Annotated in this window: 11 protein-coding genes; 3 read left to right on the top strand and 8 right to left on the bottom strand. The window is 36.7% G+C overall.

The features are described 5' to 3' along the window. Positions 1–40 precede the first annotated feature (40 nt). The gene (locus H3R29_RS00555; protein ID WP_198202260.1) at positions 41–1,252 is read left to right on the top strand and encodes a L,D-transpeptidase; all 1,212 of its coding nucleotides are present in this window, start codon (positions 41–43) and stop codon (positions 1,250–1,252) included. A 158-nt stretch (positions 1,253–1,410) separates the two neighbouring features. On the opposite strand, the gene H3R29_RS00550 is transcribed toward H3R29_RS00555, so the two are convergent. From H3R29_RS00550 to H3R29_RS00540, 3 genes are read right to left on the bottom strand one after another with little or no spacing between them, the layout of a single operon-like run. Further along, positions 1,411–2,736: a maltose-6'-phosphate glucosidase gene (locus tag H3R29_RS00550; protein WP_046324182.1), complete on the bottom strand. Its 1,326-nt coding sequence runs from the start codon at positions 2,734–2,736 to the stop codon at positions 1,411–1,413. Between the two features lie 18 nt (positions 2,737–2,754). Continuing rightward, positions 2,755–4,383 carry a PTS transporter subunit EIIC gene (locus H3R29_RS00545; RefSeq protein ID WP_046324181.1) on the bottom strand — a complete coding sequence of 543 codons (1,629 nt, stop codon included), beginning with the start codon at positions 4,381–4,383 and terminating at the stop codon, positions 2,755–2,757. Positions 4,384–4,413: 30 nt separating this feature from the next. Further along, complete coding sequence (locus H3R29_RS00540) at positions 4,414–5,199, bottom strand: carbohydrate deacetylase (protein WP_198202259.1); 786 nt, start codon at positions 5,197–5,199, stop codon at positions 4,414–4,416. Positions 5,200–5,339: 140 nt separating this feature from the next. On the opposite strand from H3R29_RS00540, the gene H3R29_RS00535 reads away from it, so the two are divergent. Then, positions 5,340–6,053, top strand: coding sequence for a MurR/RpiR family transcriptional regulator (locus H3R29_RS00535; RefSeq protein WP_198202258.1), 714 nt, complete (start codon positions 5,340–5,342; stop codon positions 6,051–6,053). Positions 6,054–6,415: 362 nt separating this feature from the next. Here H3R29_RS00535 and H3R29_RS00530 read toward each other — a convergent pair whose 3' ends face one another. Beyond that, positions 6,416–8,947 carry a M1 family metallopeptidase gene (locus H3R29_RS00530; protein WP_198202257.1) on the bottom strand — a complete coding sequence of 844 codons (2,532 nt, stop codon included), beginning with the start codon at positions 8,945–8,947 and terminating at the stop codon, positions 6,416–6,418. A 238-nt stretch (positions 8,948–9,185) separates the two neighbouring features. Between H3R29_RS00530 and H3R29_RS00525 the strand changes: the two genes are divergently transcribed. Continuing rightward, positions 9,186–9,545: an aggregation promoting factor surface protein gene (locus H3R29_RS00525; RefSeq protein ID WP_187156948.1), complete on the top strand. Its 360-nt coding sequence runs from the start codon at positions 9,186–9,188 to the stop codon at positions 9,543–9,545. A 105-nt stretch (positions 9,546–9,650) separates the two neighbouring features. Here H3R29_RS00525 and H3R29_RS00520 read toward each other — a convergent pair whose 3' ends face one another. From H3R29_RS00520 to H3R29_RS00505, 4 genes are all read right to left on the bottom strand, one after another. Further along, positions 9,651–10,145 carry a PTS sugar transporter subunit IIB gene (locus H3R29_RS00520; RefSeq protein ID WP_122037188.1) on the bottom strand — a complete coding sequence of 165 codons (495 nt, stop codon included), beginning with the start codon at positions 10,143–10,145 and terminating at the stop codon, positions 9,651–9,653. 94 nt (positions 10,146–10,239) lie between these two features. Further along, positions 10,240–11,145 (bottom strand): serine hydrolase, encoded by a 906-nt coding sequence (locus H3R29_RS00515; RefSeq protein WP_187156877.1) that lies wholly within the window; start codon positions 11,143–11,145, stop codon positions 10,240–10,242. A 10-nt stretch (positions 11,146–11,155) separates the two neighbouring features. Next, the gene (locus tag H3R29_RS00510) at positions 11,156–11,980 is read right to left on the bottom strand and encodes a PTS system mannose/fructose/sorbose family transporter subunit IID (protein ID WP_187156878.1); all 825 of its coding nucleotides are present in this window, start codon (positions 11,978–11,980) and stop codon (positions 11,156–11,158) included. Next, complete coding sequence (locus tag H3R29_RS00505) at positions 11,970–12,737, bottom strand: PTS sugar transporter subunit IIC (protein ID WP_122037185.1); 768 nt, start codon at positions 12,735–12,737, stop codon at positions 11,970–11,972. Before H3R29_RS00505 ends, H3R29_RS00510 begins: the two co-directional genes overlap by 11 nt. Positions 12,738–12,739: the final 2 nt, after the last annotated feature.

Genomic DNA, 12,739 nt, shown 5'->3' with positions numbered 1-12,739 from the left:
CGCAATTATTTTTTTGAAAATTCCAACGGTGGTAGAACTTATGCAATCAAAAAGAAATTTAAAAAAATACAATAACCGCAATAACTTGCTTTTAATTATTATCGGAATAGTTCTGATTTTAGCAGTTGTATTTGGCGTGGTGTTGTATAACAATCACGTCGAAGCGCAAAAGCAGGCTAAAGCATTCGCTACAAATCATTTTAACCCTAATGTTAATATTTATGGCGTAGAAGTTGGAAACTTAACAATTAATAAAGCAACTACCAAAATCAATCGGAAAGCGAACAACATGGTTTCACTGGAAAATGGTAAAGTTGCACTTGAATATGATCCTAGCAGCAAGACTATTAAAAAGCGGGAAGTTGCCGCTTATTTTAAAAAGCAACATACAACTATGCCCAATAAGCAAAGCTATGAATACCGCAATACTGATCTGGATGCCGCTAACAAAAAAATGCAAACGATGAGCCACGCCGTAGTTAATTACCATGTTGCAGGCAAAGTTTATAAACTCAAAGCACAAAAATTAATTAACCAGGCAATTTATAGAAAAGGCAAGTACACTTTTCTTAACAGCGAAAACTTAACGGCAAAGCTTAATAAAATTGACCAGGATGTTTCAACAATTCATCAAAGCTATAGTTTTGCGGTTCCAAAAGGCAATAAAGTTGCAAAAAAGAAAATTAGTATTAAAAACCAAAGCTATGGCTGGGGCGTGCATGTCAAAAGAGCACAAACAGCTGTTGAGCAGGCATTTTTGAATGGAACTAAAAATCTGGACGGCAAAAATTATATTTTTGGTCTTGGCTACAGCACTTATGGTTTAGGCTACGGCTTAAATAATCATGGCATAGGCGATGACTATATTGTAGTTTCTCTGCAAAGGCAGGAAATGTGGATTGTGCGCAAAGGCAAGGTGGTTGTCCACCTTAACGATGTTGTTACCGGGACAAAGGACGGTAATAAGAATAACCGTACGCCTCAAGGAGTCTGGTATATTCACTATAAGCAACGCCATGCGGTACTGCGTGGACGCAACAACGATGGCTCTAAATACGCTTCACCTGTTAGTTACTGGATGCCGTTTACCTTGACTGGTTGCGGTTTTCACGACGCTGGCTGGCGCGGTGACTGGAGTAAAAAAGCTTATTTAAGAGGTGGCTCACACGGCTGTGTTAATATTAAGCCCAGAGAAATTAAGCAGGTCTGGCACAATGTAAGTAAACATGAGCCGGTTATTGTATATGACTAAATCTTAATCAAATAAGTCAAATAGTATACTAAAAGACTAACTTTTACTTCAAAGTTAGTCTTTTTTCTATAAAAAAATTGATTACTCACAAAAAAGACTAGCAATAACTACAGTTAAAGCTAATCTTTTTAGTAGTGATATCTTTAGTAGTGATATTTTTAATGCAATTCCGGCCAGTATTGTTTGTTAGCCTCATATAACTCATCCAAAACCTTTTTACCTACATGGTAATCTGGTATGGTCTTATTAAGGACAACTGCTTCTAAGGCAACTTGATATGAGCCAGATAATGCTGCGTCAACTGTCCGTTTTTCGTAAGCTTTTTGCAGTTCCATTAGTCCTTTATGAAAAGTTGGGATCTTACCAATGCTAATGGTTTCTGCACCCATGCTGCCAATATATGCTGGAACTTCCACTACGGCATCTGGATCAAAATTAGATATGGCACCATTGTTCTTTTGGTTAACGGTGAAACGTTCGCGGGTATTATGGATAATTGCGTTAGCAATATCAACGATGTAGTTGCCGTGAACACCAGAATTAAGTGAAGAGCCTTTAGCTGTGCCGGCTTTTAAAACGCGCCGACATTCTGTGAAGATTCTCTTTTCACGTCCCTGCATTACCCAGTCACCACGTGTGAAGTTAACATCAGATTCAGCCATCATTACATCAGGCATCAAATAGTACTGCAAGTAGCAGTTAGGGAAATATTCAGGAAAACGCTTGAAAATGGTAATCATGCGCTTGTATGTATCAATCCAATACTGGTCATCAAGAGTTTCGTCATTCCATTGAGCAAGGGTATCAATCTTGCCAGACTGGACGTCCTCACGCAGTTGTGGCAATAAGTCCTGACCGTTCTCATCAATCATTGATGTCCACCAGCCGAAGTGGTTCATGCCAAAATATTTGAAGGTAATATCTTTTAAATCTTTATGGAAGTATTGTGCAATTGCACCTTCAATTGAAATTGGCATGTCACAGATACAAATTACCTTTGCTTCAGGAAATTCGCGGTAAATTGCCTCTGACAAAATTGCTTCTGGATTAGTGTAATTTAAAATCCATGCATCAGGACAAATTTGCTTAACCTTCTTAATAATAGCGATAATATCTGGTATTACCCTCATTGCAAAGGAAAAGCCGCCAAGTCCACAAGTTTCCTGACCAATAACGCCATTGCGAATACAAATTTTTTCATCAATAGCCCGTTGCTTGTTCAGACCTGGACGAATTTGCATGAATAAAAAGTTTGCATCTTGTAGAGCTTCTTCCAAGTTAGTCGTGTAAGAAACATGAACCGGTGAACCTGTTTCTTTATAATACATTTTGGTGTACTGCCCTAAAAGAGACACTCTTTCTTCATCAATATCATAAAGAACTAGCTGGTTCATATCTAAGTCAGCAGAACGTTGACGTAAAACCTCCAAGATACTTGGTGATTGGGTTGATCCGCCACCAATGATTACAAATTTATTTGCCATTTCAATAATCCTCCTAAATTACTTTCCACTTTCTGATGGGTGTTTTTTCAGATAATCAAGATATTCATCAACTTTATCATGAATACTTTCTACATCAACTCCAAATACTATTTGGATATTATTACCATCTTGCATTACGCCTTTAGTACCTGTCTTGTGTTTTAACAGATCCATATCTAATTTGTTTGTATCTTTAACGTCAACGCGAAGTCGAGTATAACAATTAATCATTTCATCGATGTTTTCTGGACCACCTAGACCAGCTACAATATTTTTAGTTTGATTATCAAATTTTGCAGTGTCTGCAGATTCTGTAGCACTGTCAGTTTGAGCAAGTTTTTCTTCTGCCTGCTCGACAGATTCATCTTCACTTTCTGCACCATTAAGGAGTGTCTCGTCCGCGTTAGCACGTCCAATAGTTGGAATGTTGAAGCGTTTGATCATAAAGACGAAGACAAAATATTCAAGTAAACCGGTGACGACAAACATTATTGGGATGAGATACTGATGTCCTAGCCTTGCCGGAAAGGCAAAACTATTAATAATCATATTAATACCGGTATCAAACTGAATATCGATACCAACTATATTTGTCAAAAATAGACTAATTCCGTAAACAACTGAGTGAGCTAGCCATAGTAATGGTGATAAGAACAGGAACATAAATTCCAAAGGCTCAGTAACACCTGCTAAAAAGGCAGTAGTAACAGTTGGAATTAAAATAGCCGCAACTTTTTGCCTATTCTTTGGTTCTGACATCTTCCAGAAAGCAAAAGCAATACCGATAGGTAACGAAATTGAACCAAAATTAGACAGATAACCAATAGATTGGTGCATTGCAGTAATATGACTTGGGTTACCTAACTCAGCTAACCAAATATTAAACGCACCAGTGTATAGCTTGCCGGCAATCCTGGCAGTACCACCTAAAGGAGTGTAGAACAAAGGCATCCATAAGAAGTGGTGCAGTCCAACAGGTAAAAGCATACGGTTTAAAAAGCCATAGAAGAAGAACCCAATGGAGCCCGTAGTTGACATTACCTTAACAATATTTTCAATAACCCAGTTAACTGCAGGCCAAACATAAGTAATAGCAATTGCAAACAGAATAGTTACAAATACTAAAATAATGTAAACGGATTTTGTTCCTGCATATGGTGATAAATATTTATGGAGCTTAATATTCCCCCATTTATTTACCATCCAGCCCACTAGGATTCCTAAAATAATTCCGAGGAAAACTCCCATATCAGTGACTTGGATACCGAAAACCATGTTTTGCCCAGTACCAAAGAGTCCCTGAGAATTTGGCTTAGCCAAACGGTGGGTTAATTGCAGCCATGAATTGTTGGCGAACAAAAAGATTAAATAAGTAACGATACCTAAAATTGCGGCATCAGTTTTATATTTAGGTTTAGCCAAAGCTGTAGCTATACCTACACAGAAAATACAACTTAATTGCCCGATCATACCGCTTGATAGGATATTGTAAATAAAATTACCAGTATCTTTCAAAATGGTCGGCATTAAGTCTAGCTTCAAAATGGCACAGACTGATAATATAATACCAGTTACGGCCATAAACATAACGGGTTGAATTATTGCCCGTGAAAAAACATTCGCGGACTTCATAAACTTGCCCTTCATAATTTTGCCTCCTTACATTACATTTTTTATTTAAGATTTGGGATAAGGAATTACTTCTACTTGATTTTCCTGCAACTTCTTTTTAAAAGCCGAATCACAGAGAATTGTTACTTCTTTGATTCGCGGCACATTAAATGAAGAATTGAAGTAAAGTGTTTCATCTACAAATGCAGGGTGGACCATAAACTCAGTTATTTGGTTATCCTGCAGACGGTCAAGAACAGCTTGTATTTCTGTTAAACATTGTTCTTGATCCGCATGATAAGATTTATCCAAACTGCGAATATGCGCGTAATTCATCAGATCATCAAAACCAACAATTCCTCTTTGATAAGACAACTTAACTTGATTTTCAATACCGTAACAATTTCTAACCGGTAACTGATACTTATCAGAAATGCGCTGGGTAAGAATCAAATTCTCAGAAAAAGAATGAACATGATGATGACTATCTAAATGAGTTAGCTTTACTCCCTTACTTAACAAGAAATCAACTTGCGCGCACCACTCATGGTAAATTTCTTCAGGATCCATTTCATTGCGATGCTCTTTATAACCGGCCAAATGGTAAAATTCGCCATTCTCATCAACCAGTGTTTTGGCATCCGTCATGGGTTTACCCGTTGTGATGTTAAGGTGACAGCCAACTCCTAAGTCTTTGTTTTCATTTGCTAACTTGATTGCTTCTAAACACCCCGGCATATTTGCCATAAGAGTTGTAGAAGAAACCATCCCATCTTTATACGCTTTAATAACTCCTCGATTTACGGCCAGTGAATAGCCAAAATCATCGGCATTAATAACAACTTGCTTCATTCACACACACCTTTCAAATTATTTAAAACGCTTTCTTTGAACAAATTTAATATAGTATAATGAAAGAGCAATAACAACAAAACACACGAATTATGGTGTGGTTTTCAAAATGGGAAAATATTTTCAAGGTAGTGTGTTAAATGACTAAAATCTTTCAAATTGACCGTTTGTTCCCTAATAATCATTTGCGTCATCAAGATATTAAAGTGATTGAGTCGATTGTTGACTCAATCATCACCAACGATAGTTTAGACATTCGCTATATAGCTAAGAAAAATTATCTGTCAACTGCTTCAGTCAGCAGATTAGTCAGGCGCGCTGGTTTTGCTAACTTTAAAGAATTTATCTTTTTCCTTTCTTCTCGTTACAAAACTCAGCCGCTAAAGACCTTTGCCAACTTGCCGTTTGTTCACTGTAATTTAAGCACTAAGGTAGTTGCGGATTTCTTTCATAAAATTAAGCTGGAAAAAAGAACCTATTTATTTGGTGAGGGTTTTTGCAAGATTCTAGTAAATTACACTTACCGCAAACTATTACTTAAAAAAATTTATGGTGTAGACCTGGATGGCGTTGAAATCTCAATTGCATCTGACCAATTGCCTCATACTTTGATTACGTTCTCACAATCTGGAGAAAATAAAAATGGTTTGATCAAAATTGCAGGTTGTAAGAAAGATGGCGGCGATATTATTACGATCACTGCTACACCGCACAGCACTTATGCTAACATTGGCGACCTTGCCTTTGTCGTAGATAGTGGCAGCGGTGTGCCCGATCCTGAAAATACCAACCTCAACTATTTTTACGGTAATACTATTAATTTAATTGAAAATATAGTTAACCAGTATTTATAATTAATTACAATAATTAATAAATTTATGCATAATATTTATTTTTGCTTTTAGTACCAGTGGATTTAACTTAGTCTTCTTAAATTAAACTGATTTTTCACAAAGATCAATTATAATTCGACTGGTAAAGAATATATTTTGTATAAAGCCGTAGAAAAAAATGCTCCAATAATTAGATTACCTATCTAACTATTCTGGAGCACTTCACTTACTCTAAATTGGCAGCGCCATATTGCAAAGCTCTTTTTAGAAATTTGCATATTAATACTTAGCATAAAAAAACTGATAAATTATGTTTCTACACATTGATTTATCAGCTTCCTTTTAATACTTATAATAGGACATTAAAAATTAAACAATTTTAGTTACAAAGTTTCCTTAACAGCTTGATTGACAGCATCCTTTTCAGCATTAATCACGTCAACCTTGGACTCGATATTCTTGGTATCCATTCTGATCTCACGACCAAGACCCGGCTGATCAACCTTTGGCTCAAAGAATTCTTTGAATTCTTCCAATCTCTTTTCAGTATGGAAAATGTTTGAAGCCACAGTAATATAAGTGGTAAATTCCATATCACCACCGACTGTTTTCTCGAGCCATGACCATTGGTCCCGTAACCAGTCCCAAGCAAATTGTTCGCCTTTTGGATTAGCTAAGACATTCGCAAACCAAGAGCGCAAATCTTGCGGTTTAACAACTGCAGCATTCTCAAAGTTCTCAATAAGCTTCTTGATTTCAGCGGGATCCTTGGTGTCGGTAATAGCATCAGTAAGATCGTCCTTATAGTTAGGATCAGTTGCAGTTTGATATTCTTTAATTAAACGGTCAACTAAACCTGACTCGTTATAATTCTTAACTTCATTCATTAAAACATATGGTCGAACTGAAGCATCAATTTCGTTTAAGTTTTGCTTATGTTCAGTAAAAATTTGGTGACCATCTTTTATCACAGCAGAATTATCGGCATACAATGCCAAAGCTATTTCTAATGGACGAATTCTCTTATCATCATCTGTATCGGAAGTTTGTGCCTGCCAGCCTAGGTGCTCGACTTGCTTTTGGGTCAATTTATTAACGAATGCCTTTAAATCTTTTTCTGCAGGTGAATTCGGAGTAACAAATTTACGCAATGAACGAACACTGGAAGATAACACACTAATGACAATATATGACTTAGAATCCGCAAATTTTGGCAGTAACGGGACAATCTCAGCGTATGAAATTTGTTTACTTTCTGCTAAAAGTCCCAAGTCTTGCAGTAATTGTAATTGATCAACCGGCTTCAACTTAGTAAATTCAGCCATAATATCATTCATTAAGGTTTCATCATAATTAACAATGAAGTGCGAACTATTGCCTACATTTACACGCAAAGCGTGACCAGCTGCACTGCGCAATTCTTGGTAATCTCCTAGATCCAGTTCTCTTTCAGACATAATCTGCGGTGCCTCAAAGTTTGCGTTTAAAGGAATGGCCCACTTACGTCCAACTTCTTTACCTTCACCGATGAAGAATTGTTTTTGACTCAAAACTAGATGACCAGCTGTATTCACTTTGGCAGAAACTACAGGGTAACCCGGTTGGTCAAGCCAAGTATGCATGATCTTGCCAATATCTAAATCAGTAGCAGTTGAAAGGGCGTTCCATAAATCATCACCTGTAGCGTTACCATATTGGTGCTGTTCAAAGTAATACTTAAGTCCCTTACGCAGGGCATCGTCACCTAAAAGTGCCCGCACCATAACCAGCATCCTGGAACCTTTGGCATAAACAATCGCACTATCAAAAATCGAATCAATATCAGCTGGATGCTCTACATCAACGTGAACGGATTGGACACCATCAGTGGCATCACGTTTTAAAGCTGCTGGCACTTCCGAAATTTGGTAAAGATTATCCCAAACATGCCAGCTTGGCTCTAAAGCATCAACTGAAACATATTCCATCATGTTGGCGAAACTTTCATTAAGCCATAAGTCGTCCCACCATTTCATAGTAACTAGATCGCCAAACCATTGGTGCGCTAGTTCATGAGTGATAACGGTTGCCACATAAGCTTTTTGGTACGGAGTCGCATTATCTGGGTCAAGTAAAACTGCAACTTCACGATATGTAACTAAGCCCCAATTTTCCATTGCTCCGGCAGAGAAATCTGGCAAGGCTAATTGCCAAGAATGCGGTAGTGGATACTTAGTTTGATAAAATTCTTCGTAAAATTCGATTGCCCGCTTAGCAATATCCAAAGCAAAGTCTAATTCTTTAGCTTGATGTGCTTTAGTCGCAAAAACACCAACTTTAACGCCGTCTTTGGTTTCAGTAAGCTTTGATTGCAATTCACCAAAGGCAAAGGCAATCAGATAGCTGGACATTCTAACGGTTTGAGCGAAATAGTGCACGCCGTCTTCGACTTTAACTTCCGGCATATTGGCAATTGTAGTTTCACCTTCATGCTCATCATACTTAAGTGCTAAAGAAAAAGTAGCTTTGGCTTCTGGCTCATCAACACATGGGAAAGCCTGACGTGCAGCTGTAGTTTCAAATTGAGTACCGATAATTTGTTTTTGCACACCATCAACTTGATAATATGAAGGATAAATTCCCATCATAGAATCGGTCAGCGGTGCAGAATACTTGATTTCAACCGTTACCTTACCAGTTTGACCCAGTTCGATTTCAATTGCTTCTTTTTCGTCATTGACAGAGAACGGTACTTCTTTGCCTTCACTTGTTACTGAAGCAATCTTCATATATTTCTGATTAATTAAAATAGTATCCTCAATTGCTTCACCGGTAATTGTCGAAGTACCATTAATACTTTTCTGCTCCCGATTGATGTCTATGAATAAATCATAGTGTTCAGGGTGAAAAGTTTCATAAAAATGTTTAGCAGCCATATTTACCTCCTAAAATAATAGTTACTACCAATTTTAACAGACATAAATAAAAATAACATTAAAACATTCAGGTAAGTAATAATTGACTCTATTACAATATGAATTTTTCAAAACTAGTAGAATTATTAAATTTTTCAAAAATTTTGTAAGAGTTGCGTGTTATTTCTGTAACAACAATGACACATTGACTGTGTATTATTATCCATAGAATTAATATAGTTAATTGTGGGGATTGAAGATATTGAAGAACAGTAAAAGTTTAATACTTAAGTTAATTACAGCACTGGCGTTATCATTTAGTTTCGTCACTGCTTTAGAAACTACTAATAATAATTCATGTACGCAAACAGTACAAGCCGCTCGTAAGATGTCAAAAGCAGAACGTGCAGCCAAGAGATGGATTGCAATGCGTGAATCGGGTGGCAATTATTACGCACGTAATGGTGTTTGTTATGGCAAATACCAATTAAACATTGCTTACCTAAAAGGTAATTATTCTAAGAAGAACCAAGAAAGAACCGCTGACAGATATGTTTACGGTCGTTATGGTTCATGGGTTAATGCCAAGAATTTCTGGCTAACACATCACTGGTATTAGAAGATACCTCTTTAATACAAATATCCCATTAAGAAACGCAGCCTAACTAATTGTTAGGTTGCGTTTTTATTTGAAATTATTTAATAGCTTAGGTCATTTACCACATTAATCTATTTTCATTTTTTTGATATCTTTTTTGGATGAGTTGGGGGTTAACTGCGAAACAAACTGAAAAGGCAATTTCATTATCTGCTTGATATATTCAAGGTCTATATCATCTACTTTGACACAGGTATCCAACTGTTTTTGCTTTTGATTATGCTTATTTACCGATAAAAGACCATAATTACCGATATTAATCACATCAATTTTTGGTACATTTTGAGCAATGCTCAGTGCATCTCTAAAATTTTCTACAACTACCATTATTACTTGAGATTCAGATTTTGGACTGTCAAGAAACTTAATTGATTTAGCCATATTCTGTAGATCAAATCTAATATTGGATGGTACAGCCAGTTTCATAGATATTGTTTGCAGATAATTATCAGCTGCTTTGTCGTTGGCTACCAAAATCCTCTTTATACCCAAGGCTTTAGACCAAACCATTGCCACTTGTCCATGAATTAAACGCTCGTCAATTCTTAGCATTTTAATCATTTAAAAACACACTTTCTCCAACTCATAATACCAACAAAAAACGCCTATTAGATAGCTTTTGCTAACAATAAGACGTTATTAAAAAATTGTCAAATTAATCTTTAACCAACGGTTGGATTAAATGCTCCCAGACCTCAGAAAATAGCTTTTTTTGCTCAAGAGATTGAATGCTAACAACTAATTGATTTTGGGGCAAAACAATAATGAATTGACCTAATTTGCCATCAGCTCGAAAAGATTGATGATCAGGATTAATCCAATACTGATAACCATAGCCAAAGTGAGTTCTACCTTTAGCATCTGTAACCTGATTACTTGTAGCAGCTTCCAAATACTGTGAATTAAGTATTTGTTTCCCTTGCCATTTTCCTTTATGCAATAAGAACAATCCTATTTTTGACATTTCATCAATTGTGAGCATCAGAGAATGTGCTCCCATTGAATGCCCCATTGGACAACTCAACCAGTCCGGATTGCCTATACCTATTGGTTCAAAAAAGCGTGGCTTTAAATAATTGACCAGAGTAGCTCCACTAGCAGCTTCAACAATACAACTAAGAATGTAGCTATTAAAAGTAGAATATAAAAAGTTTTTACCCGGTTCATGTACAAATTCTGCATGAGTAAAATAGTACCGAATCCAGTCTTTTACCAGATAGCGTTCCGGATCATCTGCAAAAAACAGAGGATCTTTTAGGCCGGCAGTCATTGTTAATAAATCACGTATTGTAACTTTTTTAATTTTGGGATCGAGTAATGAGAAGTTTATCTGCGGAAAAAATTGATAAATTGGATCTGTTAATTTCAGTAAGTTTTCCTGACAAGCAAGCCCCACACCAATAGAAGTTATGCTCTTCGAAACAGAATAGACATTCAAACGCGTAATTGGATCTACTGCCCTTTTTTCAGAAACTAACTGGTCATTTTGATATATTTGAGCGTTGATAATACGAAAATGTTTATTTTGACTATATTGCAAAAAATCATTTAGAACTGTCATGTTAAGCCTCTTATGCTTGTAAAATACCAAAGAATGCCGCTACCACGCTGATTAAAATAATCCAAAGCAGAATAGTATTTACTTTATGGCCTTTTTTAATTGCCCAGTAAACAATACCTGTTGCAACAGCTCCCAGCATATCGGGCATTATTCCATCTAAAACTGACATCAATTTGATAGCAGATTTGCCCGTACCAATAGTTAAGCCCGTTTTCACCGTGACCATTGAAGCGATCATAGCTCCAATAACTAGCAATCCTAAAGTAGCAGCTCCTTGGAATACTTTATCAGTAATACCCATTTTTTCAAATTTATTCAGAGCTTTCATGCCTGATTGGTATCCCCAATGGACACCATAGTATCTTACTAAAACATTTGGAATATTAAAAATTAGCAAGAACAATATAGGTGCAAACAAATTACCTGTTAATGCTAATGAGCATGCAATTCCACCAGCAAGTGGACGTAAAGTGCCCCAAAAGACAGAATCTCCTATTCCAGCAAGCGGACCCATAAGAGAGGCTTTAACCGAGTTAATAGACGATTCATCAAAATCAGGATCATTTGCATTTTCTTCTTCCATAGCTGCAGTAATACCGAAAACAAAAGGTCCAAGCATTGGTGTAGTATTGAAGAATTCAGCATGTCTTTTCAATGCTGCTGCCAACCGATCTTTTTCCGGATAGAGCTTTTTTAAAGCTGGACCTAAAGCATATTGTACCCCTTGACTCATCTGCCGTTCATAGTTGAAGGCTGCGTTAATTGTAAAAGACCTCCAAAAAATCTTATTAATATCGTGTTTGGTTAATTTCTTTTTGTTTGTATTAGAAGTCATCGTCATTATCCTCCGTATTAATTGAAGCAGGTTGATTCGTATTTCTATTAACAATACTTAAAGCGACTATAACTATCCCTATTAAAGCAACTCCTAAAACTGGAACTTTTAGGTATGCTGCTAACACAAAGCCAAGTAATAGATACGGTGCCACTTTCTTATTAATAAGCATACTTGCCAAGAGTGCAAAGCCAAGAGCCGGTAATATGCCTGCAGCAATATTCATTCCGTCGATAATAAATTTCGGAATAATTGCCAAAAATGATTTAACCACACCGCTACCTGCGTAAAAGCAAATAGCTAAAATTAGAGACATTAAGATATCGTACGATAGAAAACTAATCATATGCATTCTATCAACGCCAGCTACATCACCTTTAGCTGCATAATCATCAGATTTATGTAAGAAGAAAACACGTACGGTTAGATAATAAAAATTTTTTAATAACAAAGCTACAGTAGCAATTGGAATCGCCAGTGCCAAAGCAGCTGCCGCACCTGAACCGGTTTTAATTGCAAAAGCTGTTCCTAAAATTCCCCCAGCTGTTATTTCGGGTGGTAGGGCAGCGCCAATAGTGATATTACCCATAAAAGCAAGCTCTAAAGTCGCTCCGACAATTAATCCAGTATGTAAATCACCAAGAACCAACCCAACTAGAGGGCCCATTACAATTGGTCTCTGGATCATTGAGTTACCTACACCACATTCCAAATAGCCGATAAAGGCTACAACAAAAATTAAAAATGCTTGTAACATTC

Origin of the sequence: Lactobacillus sp. M0393 (assembly GCF_016102025.1) — a bacterium.
Taxonomy (GTDB): domain Bacteria; phylum Bacillota; class Bacilli; order Lactobacillales; family Lactobacillaceae; genus Lactobacillus; species Lactobacillus melliventris.
This window is presented reverse-complemented; position numbering and strand designations above follow the sequence as displayed.